General features: G+C 60.2%; 21 protein-coding genes. 10 read left to right on the plus strand and 11 right to left on the minus strand.

From position 1 onward, the window contains the following. From PROAA_RS00005 to PROAA_RS00020, 4 genes are all read right to left on the minus strand, one after another. Nucleotides 1–113: adenylyltransferase/cytidyltransferase family protein (locus PROAA_RS00005; RefSeq protein ID WP_186409334.1), on the minus strand; the 113-nt coding region annotated here is incomplete at its 3' end. Then, nucleotides 103–666, minus strand: coding sequence for a 16S rRNA (guanine(966)-N(2))-methyltransferase RsmD (gene rsmD / locus PROAA_RS00010; RefSeq protein WP_186409335.1), 564 nt, complete (start codon nt 664–666; stop codon nt 103–105). The genes PROAA_RS00005 and rsmD, both read right to left, overlap by 11 nt. A 19-nt stretch (nt 667–685) precedes the next feature. Next, nucleotides 686–1,987 (minus strand): M16 family metallopeptidase, encoded by a 1,302-nt coding sequence (locus PROAA_RS00015; RefSeq protein WP_186409336.1) that lies wholly within the window; start codon nt 1,985–1,987, stop codon nt 686–688. Nucleotides 1,988–1,998: 11 nt separating this feature from the next. Beyond that, entirely contained in the window at nt 1,999–3,369 is a 1,371-nt protein-coding gene (locus tag PROAA_RS00020) for a M16 family metallopeptidase (protein WP_186409337.1), read from the minus strand. Nucleotides 3,370–3,473: 104 nt separating this feature from the next. Between PROAA_RS00020 and ftsY the strand changes: the two genes are divergently transcribed. The 4 genes from ftsY (at nt 3,474) to PROAA_RS00040 (ending at nt 6,790) form a co-directional block, all read left to right on the plus strand. Continuing rightward, nucleotides 3,474–4,448, plus strand: coding sequence for a signal recognition particle-docking protein FtsY (ftsY, locus tag PROAA_RS00025; protein ID WP_186409338.1), 975 nt, complete (start codon nt 3,474–3,476; stop codon nt 4,446–4,448). Nucleotides 4,449–4,536: 88 nt separating this feature from the next. After that, nucleotides 4,537–5,199, plus strand: coding sequence for a cell division ATP-binding protein FtsE (locus PROAA_RS00030; protein ID WP_186409339.1), 663 nt, complete (start codon nt 4,537–4,539; stop codon nt 5,197–5,199). Further along, the gene (ftsX, locus tag PROAA_RS00035) at nt 5,196–6,095 is read left to right on the plus strand and encodes a permease-like cell division protein FtsX (protein ID WP_186409340.1); all 900 of its coding nucleotides are present in this window, start codon (nt 5,196–5,198) and stop codon (nt 6,093–6,095) included. The genes PROAA_RS00030 and ftsX overlap by 4 nt, the downstream gene beginning before the upstream one ends. Nucleotides 6,096–6,130: 35 nt before the next feature. Further along, complete coding sequence (locus PROAA_RS00040) at nt 6,131–6,790, plus strand: glutathione S-transferase family protein (protein ID WP_186409341.1); 660 nt, start codon at nt 6,131–6,133, stop codon at nt 6,788–6,790. Nucleotides 6,791–6,815: 25 nt separating this feature from the next. Here PROAA_RS00040 and PROAA_RS00045 read toward each other — a convergent pair whose 3' ends face one another. Together PROAA_RS00045 and PROAA_RS18990 are read right to left on the minus strand one after the other, a co-directional pair. Next, entirely contained in the window at nt 6,816–7,784 is a 969-nt protein-coding gene (locus tag PROAA_RS00045) for an aminotransferase-like domain-containing protein (protein ID WP_245664092.1), read from the minus strand. A gap of 13 nt (nt 7,785–7,797) precedes the next feature. Further along, on the minus strand, nt 7,798–8,220 hold the full coding sequence (locus PROAA_RS18990) for a GntR family transcriptional regulator (protein WP_245664093.1): 423 nt from the start codon (nt 8,218–8,220) through the stop codon (nt 7,798–7,800). A 110-nt stretch (nt 8,221–8,330) separates the two neighbouring features. On the opposite strand from PROAA_RS18990, the gene PROAA_RS00050 reads away from it, so the two are divergent. After that, entirely contained in the window at nt 8,331–9,839 is a 1,509-nt protein-coding gene (locus tag PROAA_RS00050) for a transposase (RefSeq protein WP_186409342.1), read from the plus strand. Between the two features lie 353 nt (nt 9,840–10,192). Here the strand turns inward: PROAA_RS00050 and PROAA_RS00055 are convergent, their stop codons facing one another. The 3 genes from PROAA_RS00055 to PROAA_RS00065 are packed head-to-tail and all read right to left on the minus strand — an operon-like array spanning nt 10,193 to nt 14,273. After that, nucleotides 10,193–11,614, minus strand: a complete 1,422-nt coding sequence (locus PROAA_RS00055) for a patatin-like phospholipase family protein (protein ID WP_186409343.1) — start codon at nt 11,612–11,614, stop codon at nt 10,193–10,195. 54 nt (nt 11,615–11,668) lie between these two features. Further along, the gene (locus tag PROAA_RS00060; RefSeq protein WP_186409344.1) at nt 11,669–13,408 is read right to left on the minus strand and encodes an FAD-dependent oxidoreductase; all 1,740 of its coding nucleotides are present in this window, start codon (nt 13,406–13,408) and stop codon (nt 11,669–11,671) included. A 16-nt stretch (nt 13,409–13,424) separates the two neighbouring features. Further along, nucleotides 13,425–14,273, minus strand: coding sequence for a bile acid:sodium symporter family protein (locus PROAA_RS00065; RefSeq protein WP_186409345.1), 849 nt, complete (start codon nt 14,271–14,273; stop codon nt 13,425–13,427). Nucleotides 14,274–14,584: 311 nt separating this feature from the next. Between PROAA_RS00065 and PROAA_RS00070 the strand changes: the two genes are divergently transcribed. The 4 genes from PROAA_RS00070 to PROAA_RS00085 all read left to right on the plus strand — a co-directional run bounded on the left by PROAA_RS00070 (nt 14,585) and on the right by PROAA_RS00085 (nt 17,739). After that, complete coding sequence (locus PROAA_RS00070; RefSeq protein ID WP_186409346.1) at nt 14,585–15,841, plus strand: cation:proton antiporter; 1,257 nt, start codon at nt 14,585–14,587, stop codon at nt 15,839–15,841. Between the two features lie 188 nt (nt 15,842–16,029). Then, the gene (locus PROAA_RS00075; RefSeq protein ID WP_186409347.1) at nt 16,030–16,395 is read left to right on the plus strand and encodes a DUF2917 domain-containing protein; all 366 of its coding nucleotides are present in this window, start codon (nt 16,030–16,032) and stop codon (nt 16,393–16,395) included. Between the two features lie 78 nt (nt 16,396–16,473). Then, nucleotides 16,474–17,418: a DnaJ C-terminal domain-containing protein gene (locus tag PROAA_RS00080; protein ID WP_186409348.1), complete on the plus strand. Its 945-nt coding sequence runs from the start codon at nt 16,474–16,476 to the stop codon at nt 17,416–17,418. A 6-nt stretch (nt 17,419–17,424) separates the two neighbouring features. Continuing rightward, nucleotides 17,425–17,739, plus strand: a complete 315-nt coding sequence (locus PROAA_RS00085) for a chaperone modulator CbpM (RefSeq protein WP_186409349.1) — start codon at nt 17,425–17,427, stop codon at nt 17,737–17,739. A gap of 73 nt (nt 17,740–17,812) precedes the next feature. Here the strand turns inward: PROAA_RS00085 and PROAA_RS00090 are convergent, their stop codons facing one another. Beyond that, complete coding sequence (locus tag PROAA_RS00090; protein ID WP_186409350.1) at nt 17,813–18,373, minus strand: cob(I)yrinic acid a,c-diamide adenosyltransferase; 561 nt, start codon at nt 18,371–18,373, stop codon at nt 17,813–17,815. 162 nt (nt 18,374–18,535) lie between these two features. Here PROAA_RS00090 and PROAA_RS00095 point away from each other — a divergent pair, with 162 nt between their 5' ends. Then, nucleotides 18,536–19,321, plus strand: a complete 786-nt coding sequence (locus PROAA_RS00095) for a PP2C family protein-serine/threonine phosphatase (protein WP_186409351.1) — start codon at nt 18,536–18,538, stop codon at nt 19,319–19,321. 2 nt (nt 19,322–19,323) lie between these two features. Here PROAA_RS00095 and PROAA_RS00100 read toward each other — a convergent pair whose 3' ends face one another. Then, on the minus strand, nt 19,324–20,787 hold the full coding sequence (locus PROAA_RS00100; RefSeq protein ID WP_186409352.1) for a DEAD/DEAH box helicase: 1,464 nt from the start codon (nt 20,785–20,787) through the stop codon (nt 19,324–19,326). Nucleotides 20,788–20,942 lie beyond the last annotated feature (155 nt).

Below are 20,942 nucleotides of genomic sequence, written 5' to 3' on the forward strand. Positions count from 1 at the left end.
CCGACAATTACATGATCGAAAAGACAGGCAGCACGCCGAACGAGGTCTTCGTGACCCCGCGTTATCGGATCAAAGGTACCTGCATAGATTGCCGCTCGTTTGTTAAGCGCCATTTGACTCGCCTCGTCGCATCAAGTGATAAAAAACCTGCCCTGCCCGACCACTGCGCACCGTACGCCAGTCGCCGCAAGCGTGAACCACATGTTCGGCTTCAACGTAAAGCACGCCGTCTTCGGTCAGAATCTCCGGCAAGAGTGGCGTCAGCCGGTCTATCCAACCCTGCTCAAAAGGAGGGTCGAGAAACAGCACATCAAAACGCGACCCTGTGTTACGAAGTGAAGAGGTGAATCTTACCGCATCCTTATATACAATCTCCAACTGTCCCGCAACCGCAGCCAGCAGGCGAGCGTTCGCTTCGAGCGCCTCCAGGGTCCGCGGCGCGTTCTCGACCATCACTACTTTTGACGCGCCACGAGAGGCCGCTTCAAATCCCAGCGCACCGCTTCCGGCAAAAAGGTCCAGGCAAATCAGCCCCGTCAGATCCTGCCCCAGCCAGTTGAACAAGGTTTCGCGCACGCGATCGGGCGTCGGTCGCAAACCAGCAGAAAGCGGAAATCGCAAAATGCGCCGCCGCCATTTGCCGCCGATGATGCGTATGGTATTCAATGATTGCGGCAGGCGTCTTCTAGTCCTGCGGTCCAGCCACGACAACCGTAACCAGATTTTCCTGCTTCACATGGCGTGCAAACGCCGCCTTGACTTCGGCTACCGTAACCTTCTCGACGTTCTCGGCATAGTGATCGAGATAGTCGAGCGGCAAACCGTAGAAACCGATCACCGCCACATGTTCAAGAATCTTGCGATTGCTATCCAGACGCAACGGGAAGCTGCCAACCAGATTCTGCTTGGCCGCCTGCAATTCGGTCGCGCTCGGCCCTTCAGCGAGAAAGCCGGCCAACACATCACGCGTCACCTTCAGGGCATCGTTGGCCTGCGACTTTTTCGTCTGCAGTCCAATCTGGAACGGCCCGATTTGCAGCAATGGTTGAAAATAGCTCTGCACGCTGTAAGCAAGTCCACGTTTCTCGCGAACTTCCTTCATCAGCCGCGAAACAAAACCGCCGCCGCCGAGAGAATAGTTGCCGACGATCAATGGAAAGTAGTCGGGGTCGCCGCGCTTCAGCGCGGGCAAACCTATCAGCAGATGCGCCTGCGCTGCCGGATGCGCGATTCGTTGTTCAGATGCGGCAGGCAACTGCGGCACCCCCAGCGCCGCGACGCCTGCACCCGACGGCAGTGAGGATGTAAGCTGCTGCGCCAGCGCTTCAGCCTGTGCCCGGGTGAGGTCGCCGACAATCGACACTGCCGCCTGCTGCGCCGTGTAGTTGTGGCTATAGAACGAGACCAAGTCGGAGCGCTCGAGCGAACTCACCGTCTCGGGTGACGCCTGCCGCCCGTAAGCATACGCCGGGTACATCGCGGCCCAGAACGCCTTGCCGGCAATTGCATCGGGGCGCGTCAACGCTTCCTTCAGTGCAACGACTGTACGCGCCTGCTCACGCTCGAACACTTCAGGCGGGAATTGCGGGCTGGCCAGTACGGCTCGGAATATATCCAGAGCGGCGATACGCTTGTCGTCAGTCGAAAGTGTGCGCAAACTGACAGATGCCCGATCCAGTTCCACATCGCCGGAAAGGAGGGCGCCCAGGTCGGCCATGCGGTTGGATATCTGCGTCTCATCCATACCCTGGACACCCATATCAAGCAATGCCTGGGTCAGCGCAGCGAGTCCGGCCTTGCCCGGTGGGTCGTAGGCTGCACCCGCTGCAAAATCGACCCGCACATCGAGAATCGGCAAACTGTGATTCTCAACAAAGAAGACACGTGCGCCGGAGGGTGCCAGCCAATGCTCGATCTTCGGGCCGGCATGGGCAATCTGGGCGGACAGGCACAGGCACAGTGCGCAAAGCGATTGAAATAGTTTCATTGTCAATTCTCTCAATGACGGGGTGCGACAGAGTGCACACGTGGCGTCTGCGACAGGGGTTGAGGGTCGAGTTCGGCGACCGTCAGACGCTCATCACGGAAATACTCTTGTGCCACCGCCTGGACCTGCTCTGCGCTCACGGCTTGCAGCTTTTCGATCATTCTTTTCTTCAGCCGATAGGAAATCCCGACCGATTCGAGCTGCCCGATTTCCATGGCCTGCGCAAACATTGAATCGAGCTTGTAGATCACGCCGGCAACCAGTTGCGCCTTGGCCCGCGCCAACTCGGCGGCGGCAACGCCGTCTTTGGCAATGCGCGCAATCTCGGCACGCAAACCCGTCTCCAGCTCGGTGCGGGTTCTACCCTCGCTGGGGGAACCCATCAGATAGAACATGCCAGGGCCGCGAGAAGTCGAATCGTAACCGGCCCCCGCAGACGTCGCCAGGCGCTGTTCGCGGATCAGGCTCTTTGAAAAGCGGGCCGCATCGTGCCCGTCCAGAATCGCCGCAAGCATTTCGAGGGCATAGGGGTCGATATCGTTCTCGACATCGCGAATGACCGGCACCTTGTAGGCCATCAGCACCACCGGCAGTTCCGCCGGCGCTTTGACCGTCAGGCGGCGAATTCCGGTTTGCTCCGGCTCGTCTTGCGGCTTGCGCGAAGGCAGTGCGCGCGGCGGCAGCGAACCGTAGTACTTCTCGGCCAGTCTGAACACCTCCATGTGATCAACATCGCCGACAATCACGACAATGGCGTTGTTCGGCACGTACCAGCGCTCGTACCAGTCGCGGGCATCGCCGACAGTCATGTTTTCCAGGTCGTTCATCCAGCCGATGACCGGCACGCGGTAAGGGTGCGCCTGCAGCGCAACTGCATTCATCTGCTCAAAGAGCAGCGACTGTGGTTGGTCGTCGGTACGCAGCCGACGCTCCTCCATGACGACCTTGCTCTCCTGTGCGAACTCCTTGGGGTCAAGGTTCAGGTGGCGCATGCGATCGGCCTCGAGCTGCATCATCTGGGCTAGCTTCTGCTTCGGCACCTGCTGGAAGTAGGCAGTGTAATCCTTGCTGGTAAAGGCGTTATCACGACCGCCCTCCGCCGCCACCAGACGGCTGAATTCGCCCGCTCCGGTGGTCGGCGTGCCCTTGAACATCATGTGTTCGAGCAGGTGCGCCACACCGGTCGTGCCGTTGGTTTCGTCCATGCTGCCGGCGTGATACCAGACCATGTGCGCCGCCGTTGGTGCACGATGATCCTCCTTGACGATAACCCGCAGGCCGTTGGCCAACTGAAGCTCGAAGGGGTTGGCCAGGGCATCCGCCGGGACGACCAGAATTAATGCCAGTAACAGGGGAATCAATCTTGCGTAGCGTCTGAGCATAGATGGCTTCTGATAAAATTGGGGAACAGGTAACAACAAGGCAACTCGCGGTGCAATCTTACCATCGCCTCATTATCCGACCCTTCCAGTGACAAGAAAGCACCATGTTTGGTTTCCTCAAGAAATCCGCTGACCCGCAAAATGATGCTCAGGTCAGTACCACACCTGAGCCGACCTGGCGTGAACGCCTCAAAACGGGCCTTGCTCGAACACGCGCTCAATTTGGCGGGAAGCTCAAGTCGATCTTCTCTCGCGGCAAGATTGATGACGAGTTGCTTGAGGAGCTCGAAACCCTGCTGCTGACCTGCGATGTCGGCATGGAGGCCACGCAGCACTTGTTGAACGAGCTCAGGATCCGGGCCAAAAAGCTCAAGGTCGACACCCCGGAGGGCATCCAGCAGGCGCTCTCGGCCGCCATGCACGACTTGCTGCTACCCCTCGAAAAGCCGCTTCAGATTTCATCGCAGCGCCCCTTCATCATCATGATCGCCGGGGTCAACGGCGCAGGGAAAACCACCTCGATCGGAAAACTGGCAAAGTATTTTCACGCACAGGGCCTGTCGGTCCTGCTGGCGGCCGGCGACACCTTCCGTGCGGCAGCTCGCGAGCAGTTGCAGACCTGGGGCGAGCGTAACAATGTGACGGTGATTTCTCAGGAGTCCGGTGACCCGGCGGCCGTCATCTTCGATGCCATTTCGGCAGCCAGAGCGCGCGGGATCGACATCGTGCTGGCCGACACCGCCGGCCGCCTGCCGACGCAACTTCACCTCATGGAAGAAATCGCCAAAGTGCGTCGCGTCATCCAGAAAGCCGATCCCAGCGGCCCACATGAAACCCTCCTCGTACTCGACGCTAATTTCGGTCAGAACGCCCTGCAACAAGTCAATGCTTTCGACAAATCGATCAACGTCACCGGCCTCATCGTCACCAAACTCGACGGAACGGCCAAAGCAGGCGTTGTTGCCGCCATTGCGCGCCAGTGCCCGAAGCCGATCCGGTTCATCGGCGTTGGCGAAGGCATTGACGACCTGCGCCCTTTCATCGCCCGCGATTTCGTCGACGGGCTGTTCGAGCAATGAGCCTTGCCTTTTCAATCTCAGCCCGCTCACTACTTCCCTCGGCATTTCGTTCCGGGCTGATCTGCGGCAATCGTTCGGATTCTTGCTCATGATCGCCTGTTCGGCCGTAAGCAAACGCTACCCCCAGGGGCTGGAAGCACTCAAGGAAGTCAGCTTCGAAATCAGTGCGGGTGAAATGGTGTACTTGAGCGGCCATTCCGGGGCGGGGAAATCGACGCTGTTTCGTCTGCTGGCGGCCATTGAACGCCCGACTTCAGGCAGCATTGTGGTCAACGGGCAGAACCTCGCCGCCTTGCGCAGAAGCGCAATTCCTTACCTTCGCCGCAACATTGGCCTGATCTTTCAGGATCATAAATTGCTCTTCGACCGCAGCGCGCTGAACAACGTGCTGTTGCCGCTGGCCATTGTCGGTCTGTCCGCCAAAGACGCTTCCCGCAGGGCTTATGCCGCACTCGACAAAGTGGGACTTCATGGCCGCGAAAATGCGTACCCGATCGCCCTTTCCGGCGGGGAACAGCAACGGCTGGCCATCGCCCGAGCCGTTGTCAATCGGCCGGCCATTTTGCTGGCCGATGAGCCAACAGCCAATCTGGACGCGGAATCGGCAGCAGACATTTTCGAGATATTTCGCGCCTTCCATCAGGTGGGCGTCACGATCGCCATCGCCACACACGATCCGCAGTGGATCGCCCACTTCTCGCCGCGAGTGCTCAAGCTCGACCGGGGACGACTGCTCGGAGCTGCGTCGTGAGCATCTTCTTCGCCCAGCACTTCACGGCCCTGAAGGATGCGCTGCGCCGACTCGCCACCTCGCCCCTCAATACCATGCTGTCGCTTCTGGTGATCGGTATCGCGCTGGCGCTTCCGTGCGCCGGCTGGGTCGTTCTTGACAATCTGCACGATATCGCCGGCAGCGCATCCGGCGCCCAGCAGATCAGCATTTTCATGTCCCTTGATGCCAGCCGGAAGGACGTCGACGAGATTGAGTCGCGACTGCGCGACGCCAAGCCGGGCAACTGGCGTTTCGTCTCCCGGGACGACGCTTTGAAGCATCTGCAAGCGTCCGAGGGCATGTCCGAGATCATCGCCAACCTCCCCAAGAACCCGCTGCCGGATGCCTTTGTCGTCGAGCCCGTCGACGCACGACCGGAAACACTGGAGCTGATGGCCAAGTCGTTTTCCGGCTGGCCGAAGGTCGCACATGTCCAGTTGGATTCCGCATGGATCAAACGTTTTGACGCTTTCCTGCGCATCGGAAAACTATCCGTCACCCTGCTCGCCAGCCTGTTCGCCAGTGCGCTGGTTGCCGTGACTTTTAACACCATCCGCCTGCAGATTTTGGGGCAAGCGGCAGTAATCGAAGTAGCCAAACTGATCGGCGCCACCGACGCCTTCATCCGTCGGCCGTTCCACTATTTCGGCGCTCTGCAAGGCGCGCTTGGCGGTGTTCTTGCCGCACTGCTCGTCACACTGGGTGGAGAGCTGCTCAGCGCTCCGGTAGGCGAACTCGTCGCGCTGTACGGTGGCAGCTTTGTTCTGCACGGACTGTCGCCCGGAAACATCGCGGCGTTGGCCGCAATAGGTGCCGCACTTGGCTGGCTGGGCGCACAAATGTCGGTCAGCATTCACCTGCACCGCATCGGCTGAACCCGGGTGCACGACCCTGACAATCGGAGATGAGTATGACGGACGCGGACAACGATAGGCAGCACCAGCTTCTCGGCCTTTTCGATTCACCCTTCGTGCGTCGCGTCGCCGTGACCATGAATCACTACGGCATCCCCTTCAAGCACGTCTCGCTGTCGGTTTTTCGGCACATGGACGCGATGCGGCCGCTCAATCCGCTGTTCAAGGTTCCCATGCTGACACTGCCCAATGGCGAAACGCTTTACGAAAGCGCGTATCAACTCGATTACCTTGAAGAACTGGCGGCTGATCGCGGCCTCTCACCCTTGATACCGCGCTCCGGCCCGGAGCGGCGGCAGGTGCAACAGGTGATGGCGCTGGCCATCATCGCCGCCGAAAAATCGGTGGCGATGCAATACGAACGCAATCGGCCGCTCGAACTGCAGTCCCCGGACTGGAGCAGGCGCCTGCGCAGTCAGATGCGCCAGGCCTTCAGCATGCTCGAAGAACGCATGGAGGGAAGCGAACGAACGACCGGCAACTTCCTCTTTCGCGACCGCCTGACACAGGCCGACATCACCACGGTCGCCGGGATTGGCTTTGTGCGTTACATCCAGCCGGATGAGTGGCCAACTGGCGAGTATCCCGCGCTCGAATCGCTGGCCGCACGCCTCGAAGCGAGTGAAGCGTTCAGGAAGGTGCCTCTGGACGAGTAACAGGGGGTCGCGTTTTGTCCTGAGTTCAGGACGCCATCAGTTCGCCGAGGCGGCGCACGGCATCCTCGATCTCCGGCGTATGCGGATTGCCGCAGTTGAGTCGGAGGCAGTTCCGATACATGCCGCTCGCCGAAAAGAGTTCGCCCGGCACGTACGCGACGCCCGCGGCAATCGCGCGGTCATAGAGCGTGGTGGTATCGATGTCGTCGGGCAGCTCGACCCACAGGACGAAGCCTCCCAACGGCTGAGTGATCCGCGTCGCAGGCGGGAAATGCCGGGCCACCGCCGAGCGCATGGCATCGACCTGGTGTTCGTAGGCCCGCCGCAATCCGCGCATGTGGCGGTCGTAAGATCCCGACTCGAGGTATTCGGCGAGAACCAGTTGCGTGATCGGATTGGTGCTGCCACTACTGACCGTCTTGTGCAAGGCGATCTGCTGCCGGTAGCGGCCTGCGGCAACGAAACCGATACGCAGTGCGGGCGACAGGCACTTGGAAAAAGACGAACAGAGCATGACATTGCCGACCTGATCGAACGCCTTGATCGGTCTCGGCGGGGTCTGCCCGAAGTAAAGCTCGCCGTAGATGTCGTCCTCGATCACCGCCACACCACGCTCTGCGGTCAGTTTCGCGAGCCGCTTCTTGTGCTCATCGGGCATGATGCTGCCCAGCGGATTGCTGGCATTGGGTACCAGCAGGCAGGCCGCGATCCGGCCCGTGCGCGTGGCCAGATCGAGCGCCTCGATCGACAGCCCGGTGCGTGGATCGGTCGGAATTTCCAGTGCCTTTAGCCCCAGCACCTCAAGCAGTTGCAACATCAGGTAATACGCCGGCGATTCGACTGCCACCGTGTCACCGGGGCGGGTCGTTGCGCGCAGACAGAGCCCGAGTGCTTCGGTGCAGGAGTTGGTGATCAGAAACTCGCTCGCCGCCTGCGGGCCTGCCCAGCCGACAGCGCGCAGTACCAACTGGCGAACCAGCGCCGGCTCGTCCATGTTTATGTGGCTGCTACCCTCGAGCAACTTCGGATGACGCCGGGCAACACCACCGTACAGGCGCTGAAGAGCAGCAAGCGGCAACAGCGCTGGCGAAGGCAATGCGGCGCTGAGGGGGGGCAACCCCGGGCTTGACGCCGGTCTGCAGCACGCGCATCAGGCGCTGGCTGACATCGACCGGTACTGCTTCCTCCGGGGTCGAGCGGACGCTCGGCTGCGCTCTTCGTGCCGACGCATGACGAACGAAATACCCGGACTGCGGCCGTGCTTCGACAAGACCTCTGTCTTCCAGCTGGCGCAATGCCTGCAACACCGTCGACACGGACAACCGCCGCTCGCGCGACAGACGCCGCACCGAAGGCAGACGCTCGCCCGGCCGCAAATTGCCGGCAGCGATAATCCCGCTCAGATCCTCCGCCAGCCGTTCGTAACGCAAGAGTTCAATTTCATCATCCCCTAAACGGCAGTCGAACTCGTGATGAGTTAAGCTAAGGCTTGTGGGTTGAGGGATTGCGGCCCGTTTTGTGAGCGAGAAGGAGTCACCCTGTGGGTGAAGCGAAACGCAAGGAATTGGCTTGTCAGAAATCAGCGATTGCGCTGGATACCTTTGGTGGTCGAGTTCATGTGGAATGGGATCCGAGTGCCGCGGTCACGCCGCTGGGACAGTTGCCGTTCTTTATTGAGTTTCTCAAAGTCGGTGGTCTATTTGACGCATGGGTCGCCGATTGCCCGCTGAGCTACCAAAGTAACAATGCCTCGGGCAAGCGCGAGGTACTGGCGACGTTCCTGTTATCGATTCTCGCGGGGCACCACCGCTATGCACACATTACCGCCATCCGCCAGGATGGCATACACCCGGAGCTGCTGGGTGTCGAACAACTGGTGTCGGAGGATGCGGCACGACGTGCCCTCAAGAAGCTCGACGAATCGGCGGGGAAGGAATGGCTCGATTACCACCTGAGCAAGACGACGCAGCCACTGCTCACTACGCCATGGATTCTGGACCTGGATGTGACCGTAAAGTGCCTTTATGGCAAACAGGAAGCGGCGATCGTTGGCTACAACCCGAAGAAGCCAGGTCGTCCTTCGCACAACTACCACAGTGCTTTGATGGCCAACACCCGACTCGCGTTGCGCGTGGATGTCATGGCAGGCAATGAAACGGCACCGCTGCATAGCATGCCGGGCATCTGGGCGTGGCTTGATGCGCTACCCAGAAATGAACGTCCTGCCTTGCTCCGTGGTGACGTCGCCTATGGCAATGAGGCGGTCCTGCGCGAGGCCGAAATCCGTGAGCAGCCGTATCTGAGCAAGCTAAAACTGACGTCTAACGTCAAGGCACTGATCAAGAAACTCTTCCGTCAAAGCGACTGGGAAGACGCCGGGCAAGGGTGGGAGGGCACGGAGGAGGAATTGACCTTATCCGGGTGGACGCGCGCCCGCCGGGTCGTCGTATTACGCCGAAAGCTCACTGGTGAGATGCTGCTGACTGAGAAAGACGAGTCCCAAGGCAAGTTGGCCTTCATTGAGGGCGATGTCCCCACTGCACGCTACGAATACGCCGTGCTGGTCACTTCAACAGCGCACCCGATACTGACGCTGGCGCAACTGTATCGTGACCGCGCCGACTCGGAGAACAACTTTGACGAACTGAAGAATCAATGGGGATGGGGCGGCTTTACCACTCAGGATCTGGCGCGCTGCCAAATGATGGCCCGCATGGTGGCACTCGTTTATAACTGGTGGACCTTGTTTGTACGACTGGCGCAACCCCACAAACATTTCGAGGCCATTTCCAGTCGGCCCTTGCTGCTGCATGGCGTTGCTACGCAAACCCGCCACAGCGGACAAACTCGACTGACGATCACCAGCACACATGCCAAGCGCTCTGCAATACAGGCCGTTCTGATGAATCTGGCTGCCTTTCTGGCTACGTTGAAATCCACTGCGGAGCAGTTAACTGACGCTCAGCGACTGCGCGCAATATTGACTCGCGCGTTCGCCAAATTTGCGCTGACGCCGCTCCACCCACCTCCCCAAATTGCCACGTTCTAACCGATCCGAATAACTCGACTGCTGTTTTTAGGATCATCCATCGAATTCATCGAATTCACCGAATTCACCGAAAGGGTTGCTGCCGAAAACGACCGGATTACCCGCCGGTGCTTCGACAAATACGCATCCTGACGCGAAATAAACCACAACATCAACGCCCGTTCCCCCGACAGCAAGCCGAAGGATGTAGCCGCACCCCTGAGCGCGCTCCCCAGCCACTGACGCCCCGATCGTCCGACATTCAGCGAAGTACCGGAACGCCGTAGATTATGAATGCAGTATATGGGTGCCGATGAATCGTGGTCAATCTCGCGGGCCAGCGGCTCGCCGCCGGCTACATGAACGATGAACGACTACTGGGAAACGACCTGTGCGCCGGCATCCTTCAACAGCCGCTGGAATTCCGGTGACTGCAAGATGATGCTGCCTGCGGCGGCACGCAGACGATCCACCGCCTCAGCGGGCAGCACGAAGGACGTTGGCAATTCGTTCAGGTAATCCATTTCAGCCTTGTCGTCCAGGGCCTGAAATGAAACGTCCACGGCATAAACATCGATATCCGGGGCTTTCAGCTCATCGGTGATCACCGGATCCGTATTGTTCGCGAACGCCGCCGATTGCCGAAGCCGTCGCAGGGACTGCCAGCGTGCCGCCTTGTCTTTCAACACTTCCATCGCTTCGTAAGAATAGTGGTCTATCGGAACACCAGCCGCTTTGACCAGGGTATCCAGGATACCAGGTGAGCTCTCCGATTCATCCCACTGAGTCCGTGGCGAGGACACCGAGTTCACGACAAAGACGATGATCCTACGCACGCCGTCAAGCCGCGTTGGCACGCCTGCGCGATGCAATACCTCCAGTAATTCCAGTACGGTAAGCACACTGCGCATACCAACGTTGTCTGCAATGCCACCGTCCACAAGATGAATGTACGGGCGATGAGCGCCATCAGCAAACGCCAGCCGTTCATCGATCTCGCGCGCCGCGCGTGCGGCCGGCCGCGGTGGACCGGTGGGTCCGGTCAACAGTTGTAGCCAGCGAGGTGCCGCGTAGTTGCAGCTGCCGCCATAGTTGTTGAGCGTAACGGCCGAAAGCACTACCGGAACCGCCGATGATGCGGCAGCGGCGCGCGACAACGGCACCTCATCAAGATCGGAGCACAACAGATCGAAGAAGTCCTGGTCGAAGACCAGACGAGCCCCGGTCGAGATGTCGGTTGCCGACGCCATAATCAGCGGGCCATTGCTCCGGTCGAGATCTCCGAAGGTCGCACCATTGAACAGTATTTCGTCATACAGGTCGGCCGCCAGCTCCGAGCGCCCCCAGTTGCTCGACCACAGATTCGGCCAGTAACGCGGGCTGAAGAATCGGGCCGTGATCTCGCCCTGCACATCGCGCTTCAGGAAGCGACTCTCGTACTCGGAGAACAACTTGTCGCCGTAGAGTCCATATGCCAGCGCCGTAAAGCTGCCTCCGGAAACGCCGCTAATCACGTCGACTTGGTCCAGAAGGCGGGCTTCTTTACCTGTGGCTCCGACGATCCTTGTGCGTCGCAGGAACTCCAGCACGCCATATGAAAAAGCCGCGGCACGGGTACCCCCGCCGGAAAAGGCGAGAACAACCAGATTCGATTTGTCCTTGACGTGCGCCTGCCGACTTTCCAGGCGGTAGCCCCTTTCCGGGTGCACTTCGGCGATCGGCGGATTGATCGGACGCGTCGCGCAACCCCCCAGCACGAGCAGCGAAACGACCAGCAACAGCCATAAAGCCATCATCCGCCTCACAAGCCCATCCGCTCCATGGCGCGCCCGACGCCACGTTCTGCCCGCCTAGAGATCACTGCAAGCGCTTTCTCCCGTCATCGAGAGGATGACCCGTGACAGCATTCCTCCCGCAACAGTTCGGGCCTTGAACCCGTTTTGAAGAAGGACTCGCGTCGCGTAGTAGGCCCGCTGGCCGGAGCGGCAAACGATGAGGATTTCCCGATCCTTGGGCAGTTCGGCGAGACGTGCCCGCAGTTGCCCCATCGGGATGTTGTGCGCACCCGGAACGCTTTCGACCGCGAGTTCAGCAGGCTCGCGCACGTCGAGGAGAAATGCGTCGTCGGTGGCATCCCAGTGACTCAGCGGCATGTCGCCGCGGAGGATATCGGCGGCAACCATCCCGGCGAAATTCACCGGATCCTTGGCGCTGCCGAATTGCGGCGCGTAGCACAGCTCGGCTTCCTCGAGGTCGTAGATCGTCGCACCCATTTGCAGCGCCATGGCCAGCGCGCTTATCCGCTTGTCCACGCCATCCTCGCCGACCGCCTGCGCGCCGAGGAAACGCCCGTCGGATTTCCGGAATAGTATCTTCATCGCGATCGGCCGCGCACCCGGGTAGTAGCCCGCGTGCGAATTCGGGTAGAGGTAGATCTTCTCGTAGTCGCTGTCACCGATCCGCTTGAGCGTCTTTTCGCTGGCGCCGACCCAGGCGGCGGATGCACTGAAGAGCCCGATGATCGAGGTGCCCTGCGTGCCACGGAAGCGTGAGTCACGCCCGGCAATCACATCGGCAGCGATACGACCCTGCCGGTTTGCCGGTCCGGCAAGCGCGATCAGACTCCACTCCTTGGTCACGAAATCCCTGACTTCGACGGCGTCGCCGACAGCGAAGATGTCCGGGTTGCTGCTGCGCATCTGTTCGTCGACGCGGATACCGCCGCGTTCGCCGATTTCGAGGCCGGCTGTCTTCGCCAGCGCGGTGTCCGGACGCACGCCAAGCGCGAGGATCACGATATCGGCGGGATGCATCTTGCCGGATTTGGTGAGGACTTCGAGCGAACCATTCGCCGCCTGCTGGAATCCGGCGACGCCGTCGTTGAGTGCCAGACGAATACCATGCCGCTCGACGTAGCCCTCGACGATGCGCGCCATTTCCTGATCAAGCGGCGCCAGGACCTGATCGAGCATCTCGATAAGCGTGACGTCGAAACCGCGATGGACAAGATTCTCCGCCGTTTCGAGGCCAATGAAACCGCCACCGATGACCACCGCACGGGTCTTGGGTCTGACCGTCTGGAAACCGGAGTACTTGTCCATCCCGGAAAGAAAAAGCGAGCCGCGCTCAATCCACTCGCGGATCGCCCGTGCATCGGGGACGGTCCGCACCTGGAAGATACCCGGCAGATCGATTCCGGGCAGCGGCGGGCGCACCGACGGCGCACCGGGCGACAGCACCAGCTTGTCGTAGGACTCGGTTGTCACCTGGCCGGTCGCCACGTCGCGCAGCTCGACGGTTTTCTTGTCCGGCGAAATCTTGATGGCTTCGCAACCGGTCCGCGCGTCGACGGCAAAGTGTGAACGGAAGGTGTTCGCGTCCGCCACCATCAGACTCGCCTCCTTCTGGATTACCCCGCCGACGTGGTAGGGCAGCCCGCAGTTGGCATAGGAAACGTACGGCCCGCGTTCGACCATGATGATTTCCGCGGTTTCGTTCAACCGGCGCAGGCGCGCTGCACACGATGCGCCGCCAGCCACACCACCGACGATAACGACCTTCATTCCTGCGCTCTTTCCCGTGGCTTCCATGTTCTTCTCCCCGAAATCAATTGACTCTTGCCAAGCGGACACGCAGCAGGCGCGCCGTGCCCAGCAGTATCACCAGCCCCGCCATCGCACTCACCAGCAACATGACCACGACCGCCGGGTCGTTGAGACTCTCGACGGCAACCACCAGCGCCGCAGACGTGTTTCGCTGTGCGCTGGAAATGGCAAAGACACCTCGCGTACGAAGATCGTCTCCGCCAACGGCGTATCCGAGCACCAACACGGCAAGCACGAACAGCAGATAAGTACCGATCGCGAAACTGCCCAGCGTATCGACAAGCGCCTGAATGTTGAGCCCGACCATCAGCACCAGAAGCAGCAGAAAAGCGAGGCTCGATAGCTTGCGCAGAAATGGCAGCACACGCTCACTCGCCTGTGCCCAACGCGCGCTCAGCACGAAACCGAGGGCCAGAGGCAACATCATCGTCAGGATCAACGGCTTGGCGATACTCCAGGGATCAGCCGACAATCCCGGTACGGTAAAGGGTAGTGCGACAGGGATAAGCACGATACTGCCAACCATCAGCAGAACCATGATCGCCACCGAATACGCCAGATTGCCGTCCGCCACTTCGGCCAGCTTGGGGATGAACGGCGAACCTGCCGCACCACTCAGCAGCAGCAAGCCGACTGCGTGCGCAGGTTGTAGCGGGATCAGTCGCGAGAGCAGGAGTGCCAGCAAGGGTGCGGCAATGAAATTCACCGCCAGCGCGACGCCGACCATTCGTGGATTCTTCAGCGGCGCGACGACATCACGCAGTCGCTGGCTCATGCCCATGACCAGCATGCTGCTGACGACGTAGGTGAGTACGGCGAAATTGCTGACTTTCTCAAGAGCTTCGATCATCGCCAGCCTTCCATTCGCGGCGCTCTCATTCCTCACTCCTTCCGTGCGATCGTCAGAGCGCCGCAACGGTGCTCGACTGGCGCGCTGCGAAAAGGCTCCCATGCGTAATGCGCCAAGCCTTGCTGTTCCGCTTCAACAAACGCCACCCTTGGAAAGGCGACTTACCAAGCGAGAACAGGCACAACGATTATACATGCATGCTATTGGCACATCCCTCACCGTTCGACAGACTACCGGACCGCAAGTATCATCAATTCACATTCCGGGCGTCAGCGCCCGGTTAACGTTGTTCGCTTCGGAAACATGCCCCTATGCTGATCGCCGCTGCATTCATTCTCCTGGTCTTTGCCTACAGCCTGGTGTCGCGCAAACTGGAAAGCACGCTCATCACCGCGCCGATCCTGTTCACTGCAGCGGGCGCGTTCATGCTGCTCTTTCCCGAGGCGTCCAGGGAACTGTTCATCGACCGCAAAGCGCTCTTGGTAATCGCCGAAGTCGGTCTGGTAATGACCTTGTTCACCGACGCGTCGCACATCAACCGACGCGCTCTGCAGGACAACCACAAGTTGCCGGTGCGTTTGCTCAGCTCCGGCATGCTGCTCACCATCCTGCTCGGTGCGGCAGCGGCGATGGCGTGCTTCGCTGGGCTGTCGTGGTGGGAAGCGGGTATTCTCGCGGCGATACTCGCACCGACCGACGCCGGCCTCGGTCAGATCATCGTCAATAGCCCGCGCGTCCCGGCGCGCATACGGCAGGCACTGAACGTCGAGGCCGGACTCAATGACGGGTTGGCGGTCCCTTTCCTGATGCTGTTCATCGCACTCGCCACCGCGATCGAAGATGGAGCGAGCACACGGGGCGTACTCGCGCGTTTTCTCCTCGAACAGATCGGCTACGGCACCGTGATCGGGCTGGTGATCGGGCTGGGCGGCGGACTGCTGATGGGGCTGGCGCAGCGCCGGCAGTGGATGTCCCCCTCGCTTGGCCAACTTGGCGTGGTGGCGATGCCGCTGCTGTGCATAATGGCGGCGGAAGAATCCCACGCGAGCATGTTCATCGCCGCATTCGTTGCCGGTCTGGCGGCGCAGGTGGGATTCCCCAAAATCGGACGCCACTGCGTCGAGTTCACCGAAGGTTGGGGACAACTGTTCGATTTTTTCGTCTTCTTCTTGTTCGGGCTGCTCTTCGCGCGCGCCTGGCATGATTTCACACCGGCCATCCTCCTTTATGCGCTTCTCAGCCTGACGGTCGTGCGCATGCTGCCTGTCGCAGTGGCGGTTGCCGGTATCGGACTCAGCCGAACGACCGTACTTTTCCTCGGCTGGTTCGGCCCGCGCGGCCTGGCGTCGATCGTTCTGGGGCTGGTGTATCTGGAGCAACAGGAGAATTTGCCGGGCGAGGACACCATCCGTCTGGCGGTGATGGCTACCGTGCTGCTCAGCATCGTCGCACATGGCCTGAGTGCCAAGCCCGGCATCGAGCGCTACGCCCGCAGCTGCGCAGCACTTCCAGCAAGTGCCCCGGAACATGCGGCCGTCAACACGGCGGATGATTTCGGCGAGAAATAGGCCCTCGTTTAACCCTCGTCTCCCATCGGATTCACCAACACAGTTGCGGCTTATCACGACAGGTACAATTGCACCGACTTAGAACTGTACCGGTAACAATTCGCTATATTTGTGGCTGTTTCTCCTGAACCTGGCGTTCTACACTTCCCTTCACCAAAGCAAGGCCTGCCGCACAAGGAGAGCCGCTTATGAATTTCGATCCGTACAACAGCGAATTGTGTCTCGCCCACAACGCGCCAGTGCGCCTGATGTCGGCCCGCGGCGTACGCGTCATTTGCACTGCAGGCAGGATCTGGTTGACCGTCGAGGGCGAAGCGGGCGATGTATTCCTGGCTGCCGGCGAAAGCCATCTCATTCGCGGCCGCGGCCTGGCCTTGCTGGAAGCCATCGGGAGCGGGCGCGTCAGGTTCCAGAAAGCCGCCAAGCCGTTCCGTAACCTGATTCAGGCCCTGTCCCTTTCTCGATTGAAAGGTTCCAGCAGGCTGGGCGTGAGCTGCCACGATGCGAGCGGCAGTCGAATGACTCTACGGCTTACCCCTGCCGCCGACCTGTGACCCTTTTGTCCGGGATTCATAATTTCCGTGAATGAGTGTAAGTTGTGCACTTAATAACAACATCAGCGCAGCCCGACCATGAAATTCAAGGACTACTACCAGACACTTGGCGTTGAACGCAGTGCTACGCAAGACGACATCAAGCACGCGTATCGCAAACTGGCGCGCAAGTATCACCCGGACGTGAGCAAGGAAGCGGATGCTGAGACACGCTTCAAGGATATTGGCGAAGCCTATGCCGTTTTGAAGGATCCAGAGAAGCGCGTCGCCTACGATCAGATGGGCAGTAGCTGGAAGGCCGGGCAGGACTTCCAGCCGCCGCCGGGTTGGGATGCCGGTTTCGAGTTCAGTGGTCGCGAGGCCGGGCCGGGTGATGCGGCTGAGTTCAGCGATTTCTTCGAAACGCTTTTCGGACGACAGGGCTGGGGGGCACAGCCGCATCGAGCATCCATGCATGCCCAGGGGCAGGATCACCATGCCAAGGTGATGATCGACCTGCACGATGCCTATCGCGGAGCAAAGCGCAGCATTTCGCTGCGCATGCCAGTGCTCGATGCGCAGGGCCGGGTCGCAACGCATGAGCGCACGCTGGACGTGAGCATCCCCAAGGGCGTTCGTGCTGGCCAGCACTTGCGTCTGGCTGGCCAGGGCGGTCCGGGGCTGGGTGAGGGGCCGGCAGGCGACCTGTATCTGGAAATAGATTTCAACCCGCATTCGAATTTTCGGGCCGACGGTCGCGACGTCTATCTGGACCTCCCGGTGGCACCTTGGGAAGCTGCCCTTGGCGCCTCGGTCAGCACGCCAACGCCGGAGGGGCCGGTGCAGCTCACGATCCCGCCCGACTCGGCAGCAGGTCGTCAGTTGCGCTTGAAAGGCCGCGGCATTCCGGGAACGCCACCGGGCGATCTTTACGTCGTCTTGAAAATCGCCCTGCCGCCGGCCGATAGTGAAGCCAAGCGCGAAGCCTACCGGGCAATGGCGCAGGCCTTTGATTTCAATCCCCGAACACACTTGAAAGGATAAGCGGTCATGAACCAAGCCAATGTGACATTTATCCAGGGAACGGTGGTGGAGGAAGTCCATTTGACGCTGGTGGAACTGTGTCAGGCCTGTTGCGCTGACGAAACGCACATACAGGCCTGGGTATTGGAGGGTGTGCTGGAACCGCACGGCAATTCGCCCCAGGATTGGCGCTTCAGTGGCGACTCCTTGCGCCGTGCGCAGCTGGCCCTGCGGCTGTCGCGCGATCTGGATATCAATCCTCCCGGCGTCGCTTTGGCGCTCGATTTGCTCGATCGGATTACCGCTTTAGAGACTCGCCTGCAACACACCGGGAACCATTGATGCTGCTAAATCCCTGGCCTTGCCGACAACAGCCGGAGCATAGCTAAAACGCCGTTCTTGCTGACCCGGCCGCTTACGCTTTGTTTCGGCTCCCACCATGCGCCCACAGGACATCGCCTCGGCCGCCGGCCTTGTTCAGCGAGCGTCCGAGCACGAACAGCAGATCGGACAAGCGATTCAGGTATCTGCGAGCGAAGTCGGAGACTGCTTCGCTGTTCGCGAGATGGACAACGCGACGTTCGGCGCGACGGCAGATGGTGCGTGAAAGGTGCGCAAGCGCGGCGGCACGGGTTCCACCCGGCAAGATGAACTCCTTGAGGGGCTCAAGGCTATCGTTGAATTCCGCGACGTGTTCCTCGAGGCGGGCGATGTGCGCCTCGCTGATAATGCTTGACCCCGGTATACAGAGTTCGCCGCCGAGGTCGAAAAGATCGTGCTGGATACCGAGTAGAGCGTCACGGATCACTTCAGGTACCGCTTCGGTCAGCAAGACGCCAAGGCTGGAATTCAGTTCGTCGACCTCACCCATCGCCTCGACGCGCAGGCAATCCTTGGCAACTCTCGTTCCGTCGCCAAGGCCGGTGGTACCGGCATCGCCGGTGCGAGTGACAATCTTTGAGAGCCGGTTTCCCATAGCTGGTTTCCTGTGAGGGATGATCGATCAAGTCGCTGATTATATCGGAAGACCACTTCGCGCTCAGCCCTGGATAGGCGTTACGCAGCATTTCGCGCACCCACTCTGTATCAGCCCCAAACAATCGTGATACTCTGGCCTCCTCCGCGGAGACTCAGCGTAATGCCGATAAATATTGATGCCTGCGTTGCCCAACATCAGGGTGATCGCAAGGAGCAGCAGGATCGTGTGGGCCTTTTCCCTCACCCGAAAGGCGGCGGAGTCGCACTCGCCGTCGTTGCGGATGGCATGGGCGGACATACCGGCGGAGTGCTGGCGGCACAGCAGGTCCTGCACACGGCCTGCAACAACCTCGAACAATTCTCGGCGCGTAGCGAAACCCCGCAGTCGATGCTGGAAGCCAGCCTCAGTGAGGCTCACATGCTGATCAAGGCATCGCGCTTCATCAACGAGAAGGATCCGCACAGCACGGCGGTGATGTTGATCCTGCAACCGGGCAAGGTAAGCTGGGCGCATTGCGGTGATAGCCGACTCTACAGATTCCGGGGCGATCAACCCTTTTTTCGCACGATCGACCATTCCTACGTTGAGCAACTGGTCGCCAGGGGAAAGATCACTGCGGAGGAGGCATTGGTTCATCCCAACCGCAACATCCTGATTACCTCGCTCGGCGGCAACGAAACGCCGAAAGTCGATTTCGGCGAAGCCGAAGACCTGCAGGCAGGTGATTCCTTTCTGCTGTGTTCCGACGGTCTCTGGGGGTACTTTGGCGATGCGGAGCTTGCCGGTGTGGTTGCCGCCTATTCTGCGCGTGAAGCTTCGGAATTGCTGATCAGCCGGGCGCGCAAACGGGCGCAGGGCGAGGGTGACAATGTGTCGGTCGCCATCCTGAAACTGGTGGACGCACCAGCCAAGAAACCGTCAGGCAAAGCACACCCGGCTGGCTAAAACTAGCCAGCCTTATTACGACCCAGTCCGCCCAGCAAGGCCGCGACAAGACGGCGCGGCTTGTGCGGGTACTCCATGTGCGCAACGACCTGCGCTGTCTCCGTGTCGGCGGGAGCTGCCATGGGATGCGGCTCGGCGCTTTCATACGGCTTGCTGAAATCGAAACCGTCGGCAGCGATATGGCTCTTGCGCCTGTTGCTCGCCGAACTGCTCCCAGGCGAATGCTCACGACGCGTTCTGGCCGCTGGCGCGACCGACGCCGAAGGCGCTGGCGGGCGACGATGATGCGATTTTCGTCCGGTGGGCGGGTATTCGTAATCGTATTCCGGATCGAAGCCCGGCACGACGACCTGCTCAACCTGTATCTTGATCAGCTTTTCAATGTCGACCAGATACTGAACCTCGTGCGCCGAAACGAGGGAAATTGCCGTCCCTTGTTTGCCGGCGCGCCCGGTACGGCCGATGCGGTGGATGTAATCTTCCGGGGTATGCGGCAGTTCGAAATTGATGACATGCGGCAGTTCGTCGATATCCAGGCCGCGTGCCGCGACGTCGGTGGCGACGAGCACCAGCACTGTCCCGGTCTTGAAAGCTTCGAGTGCCTTCAGGCGATCCAGCTGACTCTTGTCACCGTGAATCGAGTCGGCCGCAATGCCGGCCCGCTGCAATTCGCGGGCAAGCTTGTTCGTTTCGATCTTGGTGCGGGTAAAAACCAGAACCTGGTTGAATTCCGATGATCGGAGCAGTTTGACCAGAAGTGCCCGTTTGGCGTCGGCGGCAACCGGGTGAACCCGGTGCGTGATGGTCTCGGAAACGGTGTTGCGCTTGGCGACTTCGATCAGCACCGGCGACTTGAGCATCTTGTCGGCCAGCTTCTTGATCTCTTCCGAGAATGTCGCCGAAAACAGCAAGCTCTGCCGCTGTTTCGGCAGCAGGTTGATGATGCGCGTGACATCGGGAACAAAGCCCATGTCCAGCATGCGGTCGGCTTCGTCGAGCACCAGTGCCTGCACGCTACCGAAGTTGAGGCATTTCTGTTCGACCAGATCAAGCAAGCGGCCCGGCGTGGCAACGAGCACCTCGACACCACGGCGAATCTCGTCGATCTGCGGCTTGATGTCGACTCCGCCGTAAGTGCACAAGCTCCTTATCGGGACGTGCTTGCTGTAGGTCTTGACCGACTCGTAGACCTGAATCGCCAGCTCGCGCGTCGGCGCAAGCATCAGCACCCGCACCGGGTGACGGGCGGGTGACGGGCTCGGGCTGGCAAAAGGCAGGATGCGCTGCAACAACGGCAGCGTGAACGCAGCGGTTTTGCCCGTACCGGTCTGGGCGCCACCCATCAGGTCGTTGCCGGCAAGTACGATTGGAATTGCTTGTGCCTGAATCGGCGTCGGGTCTGTGTAACCCTGTTCGGAAATGGCTCTTAGCAGCTCGGGCGCGAGGCCGAGTTCGTCAAAACGCATCGGCAGCGCCTATAAAGAAATGTGGAATCAATAGCATAGGGGGCGCATTATACACCTTAGGCGCCTTCCCGCGTAGAGTTGAGAGCGGCGGAGTCAGGGCTGGAGCATCAAATCTCTCTCAGATGCAAAGCGGTAGCGAGATGAGCCGGGTTGTA

The sequence above is a fragment of the Candidatus Propionivibrio aalborgensis genome (genome assembly GCF_900089945.1).
GTDB classification, from domain to species: Bacteria; Pseudomonadota; Gammaproteobacteria; order Burkholderiales; family Rhodocyclaceae; genus Propionivibrio; species Propionivibrio aalborgensis.